This window comes from Pasteurella dagmatis, assembly GCF_900186835.1.
Classification (GTDB): Bacteria; Pseudomonadota; Gammaproteobacteria; order Enterobacterales; family Pasteurellaceae; genus Pasteurella; species Pasteurella dagmatis.
Genome location: NZ_LT906448.1, coordinates 1,648,247 through 1,667,024 on the forward strand (window position 1 = coordinate 1,648,247; position 18,778 = coordinate 1,667,024).

The 18,778-nt window shown below is 39.7% G+C and carries 18 protein-coding genes; 7 read left to right on the forward strand and 11 right to left on the reverse strand.

Annotated elements, in window-relative coordinates; all coding sequences use genetic code 11:
• Positions 1 to 52: 52 nt before the first annotated feature.
• The 10 genes from fucO to CKV78_RS07490 all read right to left on the reverse strand — a co-directional run bounded on the left by fucO (position 53) and on the right by CKV78_RS07490 (position 12,181).
• Positions 53 to 1,204, reverse strand: a complete 1,152-nt coding sequence (gene fucO / locus CKV78_RS07445; RefSeq protein ID WP_005763485.1) for a lactaldehyde reductase — start codon at positions 1,202 to 1,204, stop codon at positions 53 to 55.
• Between the two features lie 364 nt (positions 1,205 to 1,568).
• On the reverse strand, positions 1,569 to 3,011 hold the full coding sequence (gene aldA / locus CKV78_RS07450) for an aldehyde dehydrogenase (RefSeq protein ID WP_005763487.1): 1,443 nt from the start codon (positions 3,009 to 3,011) through the stop codon (positions 1,569 to 1,571).
• Between the two features lie 181 nt (positions 3,012 to 3,192).
• A complete protein-coding gene (locus CKV78_RS07455; RefSeq protein WP_005763488.1) occupies positions 3,193 to 4,149 on the reverse strand; it encodes an ABC transporter substrate-binding protein in 957 nt (318 codons plus the stop codon).
• On the reverse strand, positions 4,146 to 5,174 hold the full coding sequence (locus CKV78_RS07460; RefSeq protein ID WP_005763489.1) for an ABC transporter permease: 1,029 nt from the start codon (positions 5,172 to 5,174) through the stop codon (positions 4,146 to 4,148). The genes CKV78_RS07455 and CKV78_RS07460 overlap by 4 nt, the downstream gene beginning before the upstream one ends.
• Positions 5,175 to 6,701, reverse strand: coding sequence for a sugar ABC transporter ATP-binding protein (locus CKV78_RS07465; RefSeq protein ID WP_005763491.1), 1,527 nt, complete (start codon positions 6,699 to 6,701; stop codon positions 5,175 to 5,177). It abuts the gene before it with no gap.
• An 18-nt stretch (positions 6,702 to 6,719) separates the two neighbouring features.
• Positions 6,720 to 7,367, reverse strand: a complete 648-nt coding sequence (gene fucA / locus CKV78_RS07470) for an L-fuculose-phosphate aldolase (protein ID WP_005763492.1) — start codon at positions 7,365 to 7,367, stop codon at positions 6,720 to 6,722.
• A gap of 25 nt (positions 7,368 to 7,392) precedes the next feature.
• A complete protein-coding gene (gene fucU, locus CKV78_RS07475) occupies positions 7,393 to 7,827 on the reverse strand; it encodes an L-fucose mutarotase (protein WP_005763494.1) in 435 nt (144 codons plus the stop codon).
• Positions 7,828 to 7,884: 57 nt separating this feature from the next.
• Entirely contained in the window at positions 7,885 to 9,345 is a 1,461-nt protein-coding gene (fucK, locus tag CKV78_RS07480) for an L-fuculokinase (RefSeq protein ID WP_005763496.1), read from the reverse strand.
• 106 nt (positions 9,346 to 9,451) lie between these two features.
• Positions 9,452 to 11,212: an L-fucose isomerase gene (gene fucI / locus CKV78_RS07485; protein ID WP_005763499.1), complete on the reverse strand. Its 1,761-nt coding sequence runs from the start codon at positions 11,210 to 11,212 to the stop codon at positions 9,452 to 9,454.
• A gap of 219 nt (positions 11,213 to 11,431) precedes the next feature.
• The gene (locus CKV78_RS07490; RefSeq protein ID WP_032855382.1) at positions 11,432 to 12,181 is read right to left on the reverse strand and encodes a DeoR/GlpR family DNA-binding transcription regulator; all 750 of its coding nucleotides are present in this window, start codon (positions 12,179 to 12,181) and stop codon (positions 11,432 to 11,434) included.
• A gap of 154 nt (positions 12,182 to 12,335) precedes the next feature.
• Here CKV78_RS07490 and rfaD point away from each other — a divergent pair, with 154 nt between their 5' ends.
• A complete protein-coding gene (gene rfaD / locus CKV78_RS07495) occupies positions 12,336 to 13,268 on the forward strand; it encodes an ADP-glyceromanno-heptose 6-epimerase (protein WP_005763504.1) in 933 nt (310 codons plus the stop codon).
• Positions 13,269 to 13,357: 89 nt separating this feature from the next.
• Here the strand turns inward: rfaD and CKV78_RS07500 are convergent, their stop codons facing one another.
• The gene (locus tag CKV78_RS07500) at positions 13,358 to 13,948 is read right to left on the reverse strand and encodes a cation diffusion facilitator family transporter (protein WP_032855383.1); all 591 of its coding nucleotides are present in this window, start codon (positions 13,946 to 13,948) and stop codon (positions 13,358 to 13,360) included.
• Positions 13,949 to 14,117: 169 nt separating this feature from the next.
• Between CKV78_RS07500 and CKV78_RS07505 the strand changes: the two genes are divergently transcribed.
• Genes CKV78_RS07505 through CKV78_RS07530 form a run of 6 tightly spaced genes read left to right on the forward strand, consistent with a single transcriptional unit; the run spans position 14,118 to position 18,772 of the window.
• Positions 14,118 to 14,690 carry a DUF3261 domain-containing protein gene (locus tag CKV78_RS07505; protein ID WP_005763508.1) on the forward strand — a complete coding sequence of 191 codons (573 nt, stop codon included), beginning with the start codon at positions 14,118 to 14,120 and terminating at the stop codon, positions 14,688 to 14,690.
• Positions 14,690 to 15,883, forward strand: coding sequence for a beta-ketoacyl-[acyl-carrier-protein] synthase family protein (locus CKV78_RS07510; protein WP_005763510.1), 1,194 nt, complete (start codon positions 14,690 to 14,692; stop codon positions 15,881 to 15,883). Before CKV78_RS07505 ends, CKV78_RS07510 begins: the two co-directional genes overlap by 1 nt.
• 3 nt (positions 15,884 to 15,886) lie before the next feature.
• On the forward strand, positions 15,887 to 16,357 hold the full coding sequence (locus CKV78_RS07515) for an ApeP family dehydratase (RefSeq protein WP_005763512.1): 471 nt from the start codon (positions 15,887 to 15,889) through the stop codon (positions 16,355 to 16,357).
• 3 nt (positions 16,358 to 16,360) lie between these two features.
• Complete coding sequence (locus CKV78_RS07520) at positions 16,361 to 17,086, forward strand: 3-ketoacyl-ACP reductase FabG2 (protein WP_005763514.1); 726 nt, start codon at positions 16,361 to 16,363, stop codon at positions 17,084 to 17,086.
• Positions 17,087 to 17,106: 20 nt separating this feature from the next.
• Positions 17,107 to 18,345 carry a beta-ketoacyl-ACP synthase gene (locus tag CKV78_RS07525; RefSeq protein ID WP_005763516.1) on the forward strand — a complete coding sequence of 413 codons (1,239 nt, stop codon included), beginning with the start codon at positions 17,107 to 17,109 and terminating at the stop codon, positions 18,343 to 18,345.
• 10 nt (positions 18,346 to 18,355) lie between these two features.
• A complete protein-coding gene (locus CKV78_RS07530; protein WP_005763518.1) occupies positions 18,356 to 18,772 on the forward strand; it encodes a hypothetical protein in 417 nt (138 codons plus the stop codon).
• Positions 18,773 to 18,778: the final 6 nt, after the last annotated feature.

The window sequence follows — 18,778 nt, forward strand, 5'->3', positions numbered from 1 at the left end:
TTAAAAAAACAATAAAGCCCCTAGCTTTAGGGGCTTTTTTTCACTTAGAAAATTAGAATGCAATTTTATATACTTCTAGAATTTCTTCGGCAGTACAATCTCTTGGGTTACCACCTGTACATACGTCATTAAAGGCATCTACTGAAAGTGCCGGTAAATCTTCTTCTTTCACGCCAATCGCAGAGAGTTTTTCTGGGATATTTACATCTTTTGCTAATTGTTTAACAGCAGTAATTGCAGCATCACGATATTGTGAAGGGGTCATATCATCTATACCTTTTACACCCATCGCACGTGCGATTTCACGGTACTTTTCACCTGTATAGTTTTTGTTAAACTCCATAACATAAGGTAATAACACTGCGTTTGCAATACCGTGTGGAGTATCGTAATAAGCTGAAAGTGGATGCGCCATACTATGCACCACGCCTAAACCCACGTTTGAGAAGCCCATGCCTGCTACATATTGTCCTAACGCCATACCTTCACGACCCTCAGGCTCATTATTGACTGCGCCACGTAATGATTTTGAAATTAACTCAATCGCTTTTAAGTGTAACGCATCCGTTAATTCCCAAGCAGCTTTAGTAATATAACCTTCAATTGCGTGTGTGAGTGCATCCATACCTGTCGCAGCAGTTAAACCTTTTGGCATACTCGACATCATATCTGGGTCAACAACCGCAACTGTTGGCACATCGTGTACATCCACACAAACGAATTTACGTTTTTTCTCTTCGTCAGTGATCACATAGTTAATCGTCACCTCTGCTGCGGTACCTGCTGTGGTTGGCACAGCAATCACTGGCACACATTTTTGATGGGTTGGTGCAACACCTTCTAAAGAAAGTACATCACTGAACTCAGGGTTGTTGATAATAATCCCAATACCTTTTGAACTATCAATTGGCGATCCACCACCAATCGCAATCATATAATCCGCACCTGCTGATTTAAAACGTTCAACTCCTTTTTTGATGACTTCAACACTTGGATTCGCTTTTACTTCATCGAAAATTTCATAGGCTAAGCCCGATTCGTCTAAAAGTGCGGTCACTTTGCCTGCTACACCAAATTTAATCAAATCTTTATCGGTAACCACTAACCCCTTTTTAAAACCTCTGCTTTTCACTTCGTGAACAATATTCGAAATAGCCCCTTTTCCGTGGTAGCTTGTTTCATTAAGAATCATTCTATTCGCCATAAGTATTTCTCCTATATTAATGAAAATAATAAAAAGTGCGGTCAGTTTTTATGAAGTTTCATAAATGCGACCAAAATGAATCATTATTGAATTGCTAAGAATATGATCAGTTATCGCCCGATTAGAGTAAATAAAAGACGCATTTAGTTGTTCATTTTGTTAAGTATTTCACATTTTTCACTTACTTTTTATAGGTATTTATTATCCATATTTGCCCGTTTATATTTAGACAACGGGCAATCAGGCAGGATTGAAAGAAAAAAGGAGCAAAAACAAGTACTAAACATCCACTATTGAAAAAAATGCCATAAAAAAACACCCAACTTGTTGATGCAAATTGGGTGTTTTATTCAAACGGATTTAACTACACTGTTTGATCATACTGCAAATAAACTACTTGGGTTTGTAGATACTCTTCTAAACCGTGTTTGCCATCAGCGCCGCCGATACCTGATTTACGCCAGCCTGCATGGAAGCCTTGCATTGCTTCGAAGTTTTCGCGGTTAATGTAGGTTTCACCAAATTTCAAGCGAGAAACAAGTTTCATTGCTTTATTGATATTTTGTGTGTAAACCGATGAGGTTAAGCCGTATTCACAATCGTTGGCGAGTTTGATCACTTCATCAATAGTGTCGAATGTTGCCACTGGAATAACTGGTCCAAAAATTTCTGAACGTAGAATATCCATATTGTTATCAACATTATCAATGACTGTTGGCTCAAAGTAATAACCTTTACCTTCCACCGGTTTGCCGCCTAATAATAAGCGTCCACCCGCTTTGATCGCCTCGTCTACCATCTGTTTGGCGTGAGTTTGACCTTGTTTATTGACCATTGGTCCCATATCGAGAGTTTCATCTTCTAATGGGTTTCCTGAACGCACTTTTTTCATACGCTCGATCAATTTTTGTGTGAAGACCTCTTTTACTTCACGTTGTACATACACACGTTCTGCGCAGTTACACACTTGTCCAGAGTTAATCACACGTGAGGCGACGATTGCATCTGCGGCTAAATCAAGATCTGCATCAGCAAGTACGATAGCCGGTGCTTTACCTCCTAACTCTAAGTTCACTTTGATAATGTTTTTACTTGCCGCTTCCATTACTTTACGGCCTGCCGGTTCACTACCGGTTAATGAAACTAAACCCACTTTTGGATTGGAGGCGAGCTCATTACCCACTTCACCACCCGATCCGTGTACTAAGTTAAACACCCCTTTCGGTAAGCCGACTTGATCGACTACTTCGGCAAATAACACCGCATTAATTGGTGAGTCAACACTTGGTTTTAACACAATTGTGTTACCAGTGACTAACGCTGGTGCGGCTTTACGAGCAATCAAGAAAAATGGAAAGTTCCAAGGTAGGATCCCTGTGGTGACACCAATGGCGCGTTTATAGAGGAAAATATGCTCATTTGGGCGATCGCTTTGGATAATTTCACCTTCATAACGGCGTGCCCATTCAGACATATAGTCTAAATAGTCTGCGGTAAAATTCACTTCGACACGTGCGAGAGGAAGGACTTTCCCCATTTCAGAGGAAATCGTTTTTGCAATTTCTTCCGAACGTGCACGAATACCTTCGGCAATTTTACGCAAATAGCCCGCACGTTGAATTGCAGGTAATTGCTCCCAAGCATCTTGCGCCGCCTCTGCAGCATCAATCGCTCTCGCGGCATCAGCTGCTGTCCCCTTAGTTACTTTTGCAATCACTTCTTCTGTTGCTGGATTCAATACATCAAAAGTTTGACCGCTTTCAGTTGCGACGAATTGCCCATCGATATACATATTTAATGTTTGCATAATTGCCCTCTATACTGGTTAGTTGGGAGTAATTTGCAAAATCGCTGCAAAATTGGACCGCACTTCCTTGTATCTTTTCAGATCGACAATGACTACAAAAGGCGAATTTGACTTCGCCTTCTGTACTGACCGCCAAAAGTGCGGTCAAATTTGCGTTAATTTTGCAAGATGAATGACAAAATTAGTAAAGTACTGCTTTCGCTTCTTCTGTATCGATGTTGTCTTTAGTGACAAATACTACACCAGTATCGATGAATTTTTCTACTTTTTCACCTTTTAAGATGCGGTTAATTGTTTCAACACCTTTGTAACCCATTTGATAAGAAGACTGCACCACAATACCTTCTAAGGTTCCATCACGCACAAAGTTTTGTAAGTCTTGGTTACCGTCGAAGCCTACTGCAACTAATTTGCCTGCATAACCACGTTCTTTCACTGCACGTGCCATACCTACCGCTGTTGGCTCATTTGCGCCGAAGATTGCCGTTAAATCTGGATTTGAAGTTAACACGTCAATGGTTTGGTTAAGTGCAGTGACCATATCTGATTGTGAATATAATGGTTCCATTAATTTCACATCTTTATGTTTTTTGATTTCATCCATAAAGCCACCAGTACGTTCGATCGCTGATGCTGCACCTGGTGTATATGACATTACTGCCACTTTACCCATTTTTTCGCCGTGTTTTGCTAATAATTTTTCAGCGGCAAGTTTACCTGCTGCACGGTTATCTGTTGCTAAGAATGATTGATAGTATTTACCGTCAGAGTTGATACCTGAGTCGATAATAACCACTGGAATACCGCTTTCGAACGCTTTTTTCACAGGTGGAATTAAGGCATCTGGGTCTGATGCTGCAAGTACGATACCCGCTACACCGCGATTGATCGCATTATTCACCATATTTACTTCTTCATCGATAGCTGTTTCAGCTTGAGGACCTTGGAATGATACTTTGTATTGACCGCCAAGATCTTTCTCTGCAGCTACTGCCCCTTTCTTCACGTTTTGCCAGAAATTCGCATTTTCTGTTTTCACAATCACTGCAATTTCATTCGTTTTTGCTAAAAGTTGTGGTGCAGCGAACAGCGTAGATAAACCTAAAATAGCTGAAGCAATTAAAGTCATTTTTTTCATTGTGATTTCTCCTTGTTTTGAGATTGAGGCTTTTTACTCACTTTTTTAGTTTGACGAAGTTGGTCTAATGCCACAGTGATAATAATCACAAGACCAATAATAATTTGTTGTACAAACGCTGACACACCATTCATATTCAAGCCATTACGTAATACACCTATAATGAATGAACCGATTAATGTCCCTGGAATTGTACCAACACCACCCATAAGAGACGTTCCCCCCACGACCGCACTGGCAATTGCATCTAATTCGTAAGCCACACCACCATTTGGTTGTGCGGTAACAAGACGTGATGCAAGAATAACGCCTGCAAGACCAGACAATAAACCACTGGCAATGTAAGCATAATTTTTCACTTGATTGGTTTTAATACCAGAAAGTCTTGCTGCTTCTTCGTTTGAACCAATCGCATAAATATAACGACCGACTTTTAATTTAGATAATGCGAAAGTAAATAGAATCGCGATGAAAATCATAATAATCACAGGGTATGGAATACCTGGGAATTTCACGATTGGCAAGCCATTTGCACCTTCTTCCACAATGCGGAACAATGCACCGTTACCAAGCTCTGCAAATGACTCTGGCATACCTGAAACTGGCGCAGCATTTGTCACATAAAGAGCTAAACCGCGCGCCACCATCATTGTACCTAAGGTTGCGATAAACGGTGGTAAGCGCATTACAGTCACGATCATACCGTTGGCTAAACCGCAAAGACCGCCCACTAAAATACCAAATAAGATACCAAGAGGCACTGGCACACCAGCATTCACCACCATCGCAGCAGCAACACCTGATAATGCCACGACTGAACCGGTACTCAAGTCGATACCTCCAGTTAAGATAACGATAGTTGCACCGATACCGATTAAGGCAATGGTTGAGGTTTGTAAGCCGATAGTGAGCACGTTATTTAACGTGAAAAAGTATTCGTTAGTGAATGTGAAAGTTATCACTAATAAAATTAAGCCTGCGAGTGATGCTACTTTGCGTAGCATTTCTTTTTGTTTCTCGTTCATTTATGCCTCCTGGCTCTTGCGAGCGAACATATCTTTTACACCTGTTGCGTAGTGCATAATTTCTTCTTGGTTTGTATTTTTGGTTTCCAACATTGCGGTCATTCGTCCTTCACGCATTACGATAATGCGGTCTGATACCCCTAACACTTCCGGTAACTCAGAAGAGATCACAATAACACCTACGCCGTTGGCTGCTAACTCATCAAGTAATTGATAAATCGCATATTTCGCGCCCACATCGATACCACGAGTTGGCTCATCGAAAATCATCACTTTAGCATCGCGGAACAACCATTTACCGATAACCACTTTTTGTTGGTTACCACCACTTAAGTTATTCACTAACTGCTCGATAGTTGGCGTTTTAATTTCCATTTTATCGATGAACGTTTTTGATGCTTTGGCTTCTTCAGCGTGAGAGATCACGCCTGCACCGTTACACACTTTATCCATTGATGCCATTGTGATGTTTTCACGAATGGACATTCTCACTGCCACACCGTTGAGTTTGCGGTCTTCGGATAAGTACGCAATACCGGCTTTGATTGAGTCTGCTGGGCTTTTAATACTCACTTTGTTGTGATGAACAAAGATTTCGCCAGAATCTAATGGATCTGCACCGAAAATTGCACGTGCAAGTTCAGTACGTTTAGCCCCGACAAGACCGGTGATACCCAAAATTTCACCTTTGAATAAAGCAAAGTCTAGAGCTTCAAATACACCGTAACGTTCAGCTTGATATACAGACATCACGACTTCGTTTTCATCTACAACAGCAGTTTTTGGTGGGAAGTGATTATCTAAAGAGCGACCTACCATTTTAGTAATGATTTCATCCATTGTGATTTCTTTAAACACGTGGTCTGAAACATAAGTACCATCACGGAAAATCGTAATGTGGTCACAAATGCGTTTAAGCTCTTCCATACGGTGTGAGATATATACGATACTCACGCCTTTTTCTCTTAGCTTATTAACGAGTTCAAATAACTTATCGATTTCTTTTTCAGTTAATGCAGATGTTGGCTCATCCATAATCAACACTTCAACGTCAAAAGAAAGGGCTTTGGCGATTTCTACCATTTGTTGTTTCGCCACAGAAAGTGACCGCACTTGATCTGTTGGTTTTACATCAATGTCAAATAAGGAAAGTAATTTTTCGGAATCACGAATCATTTTATCCTTATCGACCATTCCATATTTAATTGGCTCACGCGCAAAGAAAATATTTTCAGCTACGGTCAAATGAGGAATTAAGTTCAACTCTTGGAAGATCATACTAATCCCTTGATGTTGTGCTTCCAACACTGAGTTGAAATTCACTTCTTTTCCTTTATAGGTGATCGTGCCTTCGTCTTTTTGATACACGCCTAATAAGCATTTCATTAAGGTAGATTTTCCTGCACCGTTTTCGCCCATCAGTGCATGAACCTCGCCTTTGCGTAATGTTAGCTGCACATCTTTTAATGCCTGTACTCCAGCAAAGCCTTTGCTAATATTCCGCATTGTGAGTATCGTTTCGTGCATAATGATGCCCTCTCTGCTTTATTCTTCGATTCTTAATCCATAAGATTTAAATTTATTTAGCACAACGTTCATTTCTTCTTTGCCTAGTAATGGAATCTCTAAACCTGTTGCTAAAAGTTTGATATACCACTCGGCTAATACTTCAACTTCATGTGCAAGCCATAGGGCTTTATCTAAGTTTTTCTCAGCGGCAATCAATCCGTGATGCGCTAATAAAATAGCTTTGCTTTCTTTAATGCCTTCTTTCACATATTCCGCTAATTTGTGTGTACCAAAAGTCGCATAAGGTACGCAAGGAATATGGTCTGAACCACCCACCGCAATCATATAATGGAACGGAGGAATTGCTTTTTCTAAGATAGACACTGCCGCACAGTTGATAGAATGGTTGTGTACCACTGCATCAACATCTGGGCGAGACTCATACACTGCTAAGTGGAAATGCCATTCACTTGAAGGTAATTTGCCTTCTTCGTGTTTACCATTTTTGTCCACATACACAATGCTATCTGGCGTCATTAAATGATACGGCGTACCAGTTGGTGTAATTAACATACCGTCTTGATAACGCACACTCACATTACCTGCTGTGCCTTGGTTTAATCCCAATCTTGTCATTTCAAGACAGGTATCGATAATTTTTTGTGAAAGCTCAACTCTGTTCATTTTTTATACCCCTTAAAAGTTAATTTTAAGAAACTGGTGTCACACCTTTTTTAATAATAATGTTGCCGTATTTTGCAGTTTCGCCAGTTACCACCACTGCATACGCTTGTTTCGCGCGGTCATAGAAAGCGAAGCGGTCAATACGAGTTAAATTTGGTACAGAACCGACCGAACTTTTGATTGCTTGTAAGTAACGAGCTTCAACATTTGGATCTAAACTGTCACCTTCGACGGCTTGCATCATAATTAACGGCGCATCAACATAAGCATCAAACTCAAATAATGGACTAATTGCGGTGAGTAATGTATCTACGCCAAGACCATCTGCTCGTAGCACTTTTTGATGTAATTGATGTGCTGGGAAATGTGCATCTGACAGAACAAGCTCATCGCCGTGCCCCATTTCAGCCAGAATTTTGAGTAAATTAGGTGAGATTGCTGGATGAATACCTTTTAACATAGTTATTTTTCCTTTTATTTATCTCTGTTGTAAGCCAACGAAGTGCGGTCGTCTTTTTTAATTTTTTTCATTCAACGCTTTATACAGCACCGCATTTTCTGACGGCAGAATACGTTGGGTTTGTGGTTTCATTTGTTGTTGTGCATGGTCAAAATCTTGGTAAACTCCAAGTCCTGCGAAGGTAAACATCGCAGCCCCTAAAACGGTACTTTCAGCCACGTCAACCACATCAATCGGTAAGCCTAAAACATCTGCACGGATTTGATTCCATAAACGGTTTTTAGATCCACCACCGACACAAATTAAGCTTTCTGCTTTAAATTTACTGACTTGTTGCAACACGCCTAAGCCGTCTTTCAAACGAAATGCCATATATTCCAGCGCCGCACGATAAATTTGTCCACGACGGGTATGCATTGATAAGCCAACAATATTGCCTAAGCCTGATTGTTGATCGTTCGCATTGAACTGACCTTGTAAACGCACACCACCAGCGCCGACTACTTCTGCCTCGCCTTCGTTGATCATTGTGCTGTAATAATCTGCAGTGCCTTTTACATCGGCAAAAAGCAATTTACCGATCCATTCCATTACGCCAGATCCCACCCATTGCACTGCTGGGTTAAAGCAATGTGCTTTGGCATCAAATTCCGTAGTTAAGCCATTTGGTACAAATTGGAAATGCGGTTCTGCGGATTCAGTTCTCGCCATTAAGATTTCCCAAGTGCCAGAACTTAAAACAGGTTGATTTAAGCCCGCACCTGAACCAAACACCGCAAATTGTGTATCGTGCCCAGCTGAAATTACTGGGATTTCACCTAAACCGAATTTCGCTGAAAGTGCGGTAGTTAAATGGCCAATTTTTTCACCAGCGTGTTTCATTGGTGGAAAGTGCTGTGTGGTTAAACCTAATTTTTGCAACACTTCAGTATCCCAATCGCCAGTTTGTAAATTAGTCATCATTGAAGTGCCTGCCATTGTGTGGTCTGTGCTAAATACTCCAGTTAAACGTTGGCTTAACATTGAAGAAATAAACACAAATTTGTCCATTTTGGCGAATACATCTGGTTGGTTTTCTTTCAGCCAAATTAATTTGAAGAGTGTGTTAAAGCTGTATTGCCCAATACCATTGCGTAAGTAAAGCTCTTTAACATCAAAATACTTAGCGAGATTTTCCATTACTGGAATTGTGCGTGGGCATTTCCAAGAAATGATTGGATAAAGCTGGTTGCCGTCTTTATCGAAAGGTGCGCCATCAACACCGAAAGTGGTCACAGAAATACCAATCACATCGTTTAAATCAATCTGTTGCTGTTTTAACTGCGCCAATGTGTTGTCAGCACAAGTCATTAATTTTTGCCAGATTTCTTCAAAATCCCAAATGTGATAGTCGGCGGATTCAGCACCCGGTTGAGTATTATTGGCAATATGATGAGAGGCGACAATTTTGCCTTTTTCATTCATCGCAATCGTGCGTAAATTGGTTGCCCCACAATCGAAAATCAAAACAATTGACATAAAATCCCCCTAAATGCGCTGAAAACTCACCGCACTTTGTGTCCTTATGGTGTATTTATGTTATTGGAATGTGGGAGCAAGCATCTCACTTGCTCCCCAATACAGATTATTTATAAAGCGGTCCGAAGTTCGCGCAAGCACGATAATCTTGACCTTCTTTATCTTGACCAAAGCCATTCCAAGCACTTGGGCGGAAGATATCTTTATCTTCCAAGTTGTGCATACACACTGGAATACGTAGCATTGAAGCAAGGGTAATGAGATCTGCACCAACGTGACCGAAGGTTGCTACGCAGTGGTTTGCCCCCCAGTTCGCCATTACTGAATACACATCAGTGAATGCACCTTTTCCGGTGAGGCGTGGTACAAACCAAGTAGTTGGCCAAGTTTCGTTAGTACGTTTATTTAAAATATCGTGTACCTGTTCTGGTAAATCGATTGACCAACCTTCGGCAATTTGAAGTACAGGGCCAATGCCTTTGATGATATTAATGCGGTGCATTGTGAATGGCATACCGCCTTTAGTTAAGAATTGAGATGAGTAACCGCCCCCACGGAAATATTCGTGTACAGCTGGGCACCAACGTGTATGTTCTAAACAACGTTTACCGTCTTCTTCAGTCACTTGCCAAGCTGGTTTAATCACTGGGTTGCCGTCTTTATCAGAATGTTGACCTGTGCCGTCTAATGCTGCTGAACCAGAGTTAATTAAGTGAATAAAGCCAGTTTCTGGACGGAAACCAGTTACACGCTCAACTGCATCTTCACTCCAGTAAGTACGCACGTCAGCAAACACTTGCGCTTGACCTGTTAATTGGTGACCAAACAACATATTCACGCCGTTTAAGCTGTCATTTTCAGTTGCTAATACATACGGAGGACGCACGCCATTCCAGTCGTAAGTTGAGTTAAGCATCGCTTCCATAAAGTCACCATTTGGTAAATGGTCTGTCCAATGACGTTGACCTTGGAAACCAGCCACAATCGCATTGTGACCTAACGCTTCTTCACCGAAGTTAAGTTCTGCAAGTTTTGGGTTACCAGCCATTAAGTCGCGTGTAATAATTGCCATTTTCACGCAGTTTGACCAAAGTTCTTCACGTTGTTCAGCTGTGCGTTGATTTTCTTCGCTGTTTACATCAATACCTTCTTTGCAATATTGTTTCACCCAAGAAAGTGCTAATTCCACTTCTTTTTCATCGTAGATTTTGCGATCTAAACGGCGTTTAATTTCGGTCATATCCACGTATTCATTACGCATACCAAGATATTCTTGAAAGAATTGTTGGTTCACGATAGAACCTGCGATACCCATTGATACAGCTCCGATAGATAAATAAGATTTGCCACGAATATTTGCAACCGCTAAACCTGCTCGAGCAAAGCGTAATAGTTTTTCTTTTACATCATCAGGAATCGATGTATCTGAAGAGTCTTGAACTTCTGTGCCGTAAATTGAGAATGCTGGTAAGCCCATTTGTGAATGACCTGCAAGTGCAGCGGCTAAATAAACTGCCCCAGGGCGTTCTGTACCATTGAAGCCCCAAATTGCTTTTGGCATATGTGGATCCATATCGATCGTTTCAGAACCATAGCACCAGCAAGGTGTCACAGTAATGGTTAAGCCTACGTTATTTAATTTGAATTTTTCTGCACAAGCTGCTGCCTCTGCAACGCCACCGATACAAGTATCGGCAATCACACATTCAACAAAAGTACCATCTGTATGACGGATATGGCTATGTAGCAAATCAGCTACCGACTTCGCCATATTCATTGTTTGAACTTCTAATGATTCTCTGACTCCCATACGGCGACCATCAATCGTCGGACGAATACCAATTTTGATACGATTTACTGTGCTCATCTTATCTATCCTCTTATAAGCTAAAAGTATGAAATAAATAGTCAAACAACAACTTGATGAGTTTATTTTTCCTTAAAAAACATAGAGAGAATAGCGATTATCGAAATTGAATGTTGAATCTGTGAAAAGGATCACGAAAAAGAAGCAAAGATGTTGGGATTTTTTGCCCGAATATCCAAAAAAATAACAAATATCGGTCAATTCGGGCAAATTTTAAAATTAGACGGTCAATAAAATATCGTGTTCTGAACAATAATTTTGCAATTCAGTATCCGGCTTTTGATCACTAAATAAAATATCAATTTGGGACAAATCACCGAGTCGAATTAAGTTCTTCTGGCCAAATTTTGACGAATCTACGAGCAAAAAGCGTTGTCCTGAAGCATCCATCATTTTGCGTTTAATCGAGGCATTTAGCTCATTAGACTCCCAAATACCACCCGAATTATCAATGCCAATGCAAGAGAAAATCCCGATATCAATGTGCAAACGCAGTAATAATTGCTCTGATAACGGCCCATAAAATGCATCATATTTACTGGAATACACCCCACCAGTTGCAATAGTTTTGATATTCGGCTTGTTCACAAGTGCGGTGATATTATGCATAGAATTAGTAACAACTGTGCAAGGAATATCAGGAATTTGCTGCGAAAAATGCCAACTTGTCGAACTAGCATCTAAGCCAATCACCGCCCCTTCAAATACATATTCCACCGCATTTTGTGCGATCAAACGTTTTGCATCATAGTTTGAACGCTGTCGAACCTGAAAAGAACTACCGAGATCTTTGGTTTTCTTACTTACTGCTCCACCGTGAATACGATATAACAGCCCTTTTTTCTCAAGTGCGGTCAAATCTCGACGAATTGTTTCTACCGCAACCGAAAATTTATCTGCCAGCTCAATCACGGTCATTTTTCCGGTACGATTAATTTCTTGTAGAATTAAATCTTTCCTTCTTTGCATAGCCACCTCTTTATAAGAAACGGTCAAAACGGACATCTTTATTATAGAACTATTTTCCGAAATACCAAAAATGATAACCTATGCAAAATACTTAAACACATCTGGTGTAAAATCCATTACAATATTGTGAGTATTAACCAACAGAGGACATATTATGATTATCGTAACTGGCGGTGCTGGATTTATTGGTAGTAACATTGTCAAAGCCTTAAATGAGTTAGGGCGTACAGATATTTTAGTTGTAGATAATTTAAAAGACGGTACTAAATTTGCCAATTTAGTAGATCTTGATATTGCAGACTACTGCGATAAAGAGGACTTTATTGCGTCAATTATTGCAGGCGATGATTTTGGTGATATCGATGCTATTTTCCATGAAGGTGCGTGTTCAGCAACCACTGAATGGGACGGTAAATATATGATGCAAAACAACTATGAGTATTCAAAAGAATTACTGCATTATTGTTTAGATCGTAAAATTCCGTTCTTCTATGCTTCATCTGCAGCCACTTACGGCGATAAGACAGAGTTCCGTGAAGAGCGTGAATTTGAAGCACCATTAAATGTTTACGGTTATTCAAAATTCTTGTTTGACCAATATGTCCGTGCAATTCTACCAGAAGCGAATTCACCAGTTTGTGGCTTCCGTTATTTCAACGTGTACGGACCACGTGAAAACCACAAAGGCTCAATGGCAAGTGTGGCATTCCACTTAAATAACCAAATTCTAAAAGGCGAAAATCCAAAATTATTCGCAGGTAGCGAAGATTTCCGTCGTGACTTCGTATATGTGGGCGATGTTGCCGCTGTGAATATTTGGTGCTGGCAAAACAACATTTCTGGTATCTATAACTTAGGTACAGGCAATGCAGAATCATTCAAGGAAGTGGCAAAAGCTGTCGTGAAATTCCACGGCAAAACCGAAGCGGATATTGAAACTATTCCATTCCCAGACCACTTAAAAAGCCGTTATCAAGAATACACTCAAGCGAATTTAGAAAAATTACGCGCAACTGGTTATGACAAACCATTCAAAACCGTTGCTGAAGGTGTAGCAGAATATATGGCGTGGTTAAATCGTAAATAAGATTTATCTCCTCAATTTCATTGCATGGCGCTCTTATCAGGGCGCTATTTTTTATCCTAAACACTTTTCTAAAATAGACCGCACTTTTGTTATTCCAAACTTAAAATTGCCTCTTTTGTAACTGCATAGCCACTTTTTAAAATGAAGAGGCTTAAAATTAAGCTTGCTAGGGCATCTACCCACACCCAATCAAACAAGAAGATACTTAAGCCGGCTAAGATCGCCACTATAGAGCCCAGTAAATCGGCTAACACATGCAAATATGCTGCGCGAAGATTTAAATGATGCAAATCGCCTTTCAGCATAATCCATACCACAAGTGCATTTATACACAATCCCACCATAGAAACAATTAACATTGGTAGCGATTGAATAGTTTGTGGATATTGCCAACGCTCAACAGCTTCCCAAATAATATACAAGGCAACCACAATCAACGAAAAACCATTCAATACTGCAATACGATTTTGATTTTTTTCTTTTAAATATGATGCTATTAAAGCAATGAGTAATGCTAAACTATCATTCGCCATATGCCCTGCATCCGCTATCAGCACCAAACTATTAAAATAATAACCACTTAAAAACTCAATAACCATAAATACGCTAATTAAGGAAAAACTTATCATAAGCACTTTACGGTTATTCGTATAGCGATGATGTGTATCATGGTGTTTCATACTACCTCCCATCAAATTAAATCAGCAGACTCGTATCACTTGATGACTTTCAAAATACAGATTCATTCAACTTATGACCATGAAAAGGACAACAATTTTACTTTGTATTTACCCTTCTTGCCGTTAGAATGTTGAATACTTCTTTAGCCAATAATGGTAAGTATTCAATATGATGCGACATTTTCTAACTTTCGGCTTTCTTCTGATATTGTTTGCATGTCAGTCAAATACGCAAAATTCGACTCAATACTTTGTAGATAAACAAACACAAATTACATTGCCTTCATTGGAGGGGCTCCCTAATTTAGATACCCAACAATTGCTACATATTACTTACCCTCAACAAAAAACAGATACTGCATTATTAGTCGCCTTACAAACATCACCAGAAAAAATTAAATTAACTTTACTTTCAACTCTAGGCATAAAATTAGCACAAGTGACTTATGACGGTAATCAAATTTACGCTGAAAAGCAGTTACACTTAGGCAAAATGCCACCAGCAAACCAAGTATTAGGAGATATTTTATTGATTCTTCTCCCCCCTTACCGTTGGCAGTTGCCTGAAGGCTGGATATTATCAGAAGAAAATAGGCATAGAACCCTCTATGATAACAAGCAACAGAAAGTTATTAGTATCCGTCATGAAAAATGGCAATTAGAACAAAATACTTACTTAGAACATCATAAATTTAATTATAAAATTCATATAAAAACACTTTCCACTGCACATAGAAAATAATGAAAAGTTCACATATTTATATTCAGGACTATGCTTTTTGTAATGTATTAGGCTCATCAAAAGATGAAATTTGGGAGAATCTTTCTCAAAACCGTTTTTTATTACAAAAAGACTCCTCTTTTTTGGCTAATGGTAGCACTTATTTAGGACATATTCGAACTGAATTGCCAAAGCTCCCGACGTATTTAAAAGAATATCATTGTCGCAATAATCAGGTCCTTGCACTCTGCTTAAATCAATTAAAAAGCCAAATTGATGAATTGATCGTGCGTTACGGAAACACCCGCATTGGCGTTGTGATGGGAACAAGTACCGCAGGCATTGATTTAGGTGAACAAGCGATCCAACGTTTCCAACAGACAGGGACGATGGATCCCGACTATCATTATCGCTGCCAAGAATTAGGTTCAACTTCTGGATTCGTGGCTAAATATTTAGCCATAAATGGACCGCACTTAAGTATATCAACAGCTTGTTCTTCTAGTGGTCGAGCATTTCTTTCCGCGCAACGGATGTTATGCAGCCAGTTAGTTGATGCAGTGATTGTTGGAGGTGTTGATACACTTTGCCATCTTACTGTCAATGGCTTCTCTTCACTGGCTTCTTTATCTGCACAACCAAATGCGCCCTTTGCTCAACAACGCAAAGGTATTAATATTGGTGAAGCTGGTGCCGTGTTTATTTTAACGAAAGAGAAAAGTACACTTATGCTAGCAGGCGTTGGAGAAAGTAGTGATGCTTATCATATTTCGGCCCCTGAACCACAAGGCTTAGGAGCAGAAATAGCCATGCGAACTGCATTAGAAGCTGCACAACTTGCGCCAAAAGATATTGGCTATCTAAACTTACATGGCACTGCGACACTACTTAATGATCAAATGGAAAGTTTAGCAGTTTCTCGTGTATTTGGCAGGGTGCCTTGTAGTAGTACTAAGTCCCTTACTGGTCACACATTAGGTGCAGCGGGCGCAACAGAAGCCGCAATTTCTTGCCTATTACTTGAAAAGTGCGGTCAAAATTCAACAAATTTTTTACCAATGCAAACGAGCAAAGCATCTACTTTAGATGACACATTGCCTGAAATCGGTTTAATCACCCAACCAAATCAAAAACTCCTTTCACCAGCCATTATGAGCAACTCATTTGCCTTTGGTGGAAACAACGTGAGTGTTATTTTTAAGAGAAGAGAATAGATAATGTATAATTTAGCCTCACATCAAGCCAGTGAATATTTATTACATAATGCCCCTATGCTGCTGGTTGATGAGATTCTTCAAGTATCAGATACACATATTGAAGTAAAAATTGAAATTGATGAAAAACATCAATTATTTTTCAATCAAGCACAACAAGTCCCCGTTTGGGTGAGTATTGAATTAATGGCACAAGCTGTCGGCACTTGGGCTGGCGTACAAAGTAAAATTAAAGACAATAGCCAAGCTCAAATTGGTTTTTTACTCGGCGCTAGACAATGCAAACATTTTGTTTCGCATTATCAAATGCACGAAATTTTGCGAGTTTATGCACATTTATTAATACAAGATCAGCGAATGGCCAGCTTTGATGTTAAAATTATTAATTCGCAAAATCAGGTAACAGCCGAAGGACGATTAACTACCTATCAACCTGATCAGAATGAGTTAGGACAATTATTGAATAAAGAGTAAACAATGAATAGAACAGTTTTAGTGACAGGCGCAAGCAAGGGAATTGGAAAAGCGATTGCCATTGAACTCAGCAAGCAACAATTTGAGATTGTTGTTCATTATTTATCAGATAAACAAGGTGCAGAAGATACACTGCAACAAATTTTTGCTGCTGGTGGAACCGGTCGTTTAATACAATTTGATGTGTCTGATCGCCAAGCATGCCGTACAGCTATTGAACAAGATATTGAAGCAAACGGCAGCTATTACGGTGTGATTTTAAATGCAGGTATCATTCGTGATGGTGCATTCCCAGCTTTATCCGAAGATGATTGGGACTCTGTCATTCATACTAACTTAGATGCCTTTTATCACGTCATTCATCCAGTGATTATGCCCATGATCTCAGCACGTAAAGGTGGACGTGTTATCACTATTTCTAGTGTGTCGGGGCAAGTAGGAAATCGAGGACAAGTGAATTACAGTGCTTCAAAAGCAGGTTTAATTGGTGCAACCAAAGCATTAGCACTTGAATTGGCTAAACGTAAAATTACGGTAAACTGTATCGCACCGGGGTTAATTGAGACTAGTATTTTTGATGAACACGTAGTCAAACACGCATTACCCTTAATTCCAATGCAACGTCTAGGACAAGCACAAGAAGTTGCTGATTTAGCCGCATTTTTAATGAGTGACAAAGCTGCCTATATTACTCGCCAAGTCATTGGTATTAATGGTGGAATGGTATAAGTTTAAAAAGGAATAACATAATGACAAAACGAGTTGTCGTCACAGGCATGTCTGGCGTAACTGCATTTGGACAAACGTGGGAGCAAATCAAAACCAAAATGTTCACCTATCAAAATGCGGTCTGTTATATGCCACAGTGGGAAGTATTTGATGGGCTACAAAGCCGATTAGCTGCACCAATTTTAGATTTCAAATTACCGCCACATATCACTAAAAAACAAAGCCGTAGTATGGGGCGAGTATCGCAACTTGCGGTAGTCGCAACCGAACAAGCTCTTACACAAGCGGGTTTATTAAATGATCCTATTTTAAAAACAGGTAATGTTGGAGTTGCTTATGGTTCTTGTACAGGAAGCACAGATCCCATTAGAGCTTTTGCCACGATGTTAACAGAACATCACACGCACGATATTACCGCACAAACCTATATTCAAATGATGCCACACACCACTGCTGCAAACATTAGTTTGTACTTTGGGTTGCAAGGACGTGTTATTCCATCTTCAACAGCTTGTACATCAGGTAGCCAAGCTATTGGTTACGCTTATGAAGCTATTAAACACGGCTATCAAACAATTATGGTTGCAGGTGGAGCTGAAGAACTTTGCCCAAGTGAAGTAGCTGTGTTTGATACCTTATTTGCTACCAGCCAACGCAATGATGAACCACATTTAACTCCACGCCCATTCGATAAAAATCGTGACGGTTTAGTACTTGGAGAAGGGGCTGGCACGCTGATTTTAGAAGAATACGAACACGCAAAAGCACGTGGAGCAACTATCTATGCAGAATTAGTGGCATTTGCTACTAACTGTGATGCGGCACACGTGACCCAACCACAACAAAACACCATGCAAATTTGCTTAGAACAAGCAATTAAGCAAGCCGATATTAATACGGATGACATTGGTTATGTATGTTTACACGGTACTGCAACAGAGCGTGGAGATATTGCAGAAAGCAATGCGACTTACAACATTTTTTCTAATAAACCGCTTGTTTCTTCGCTAAAAAGCTATTTAGGTCATACTCTTGGAGCCTGTGGTGCATTAGAGGCCTGGTTCAGCATTGAAATGATGAACGAAGGTTTATTTATTCCAACGATTAACCTTGAAGATGTAGATGAACGTTGTGGACAGCTGAACTACATTCAAAAAAGTGCGGTAGAAAAACAAACAAATTATGTCATGAGTAACAACTTTGCTTTTGGAGGTATCAATACCTCACTCATTTTTCAAAAATTTAATACAGTGAAATAAGAGGACTAAAATGAAAAAACTATTACTTATCTCTGCAATGATTATGCTTACTGCTTGTTCAGCGCGTAATGATGCGATGTACTTACCAATTAGAGATGTGGTAAATTCACCTGAGGCGAAACGACATTTAGAACCCAAAATTAAAATGGCATTTGCTTCAAAATTAGATGGAAAAGTCGTTGAAAAAAATGTCACAACAAGTAGATCAGCGAATGCATTTGGTAAAGATGATATTAAAGCTTGTGAAAGAGCAATGCTATCAGCCTTAATCCACTTGCAAAAAAAAGCTATTGATTTAGGAGTGACAAAAATTTCTAATATTCAAAGTAACTACAAACATCAACCATACAGTAGTTCAACTAAGTATGAATGTCACGTAGGGCACTTCCCTGCAAATGTGGCATTAAAGGCGGACTTTGTTAAATAAGCATTT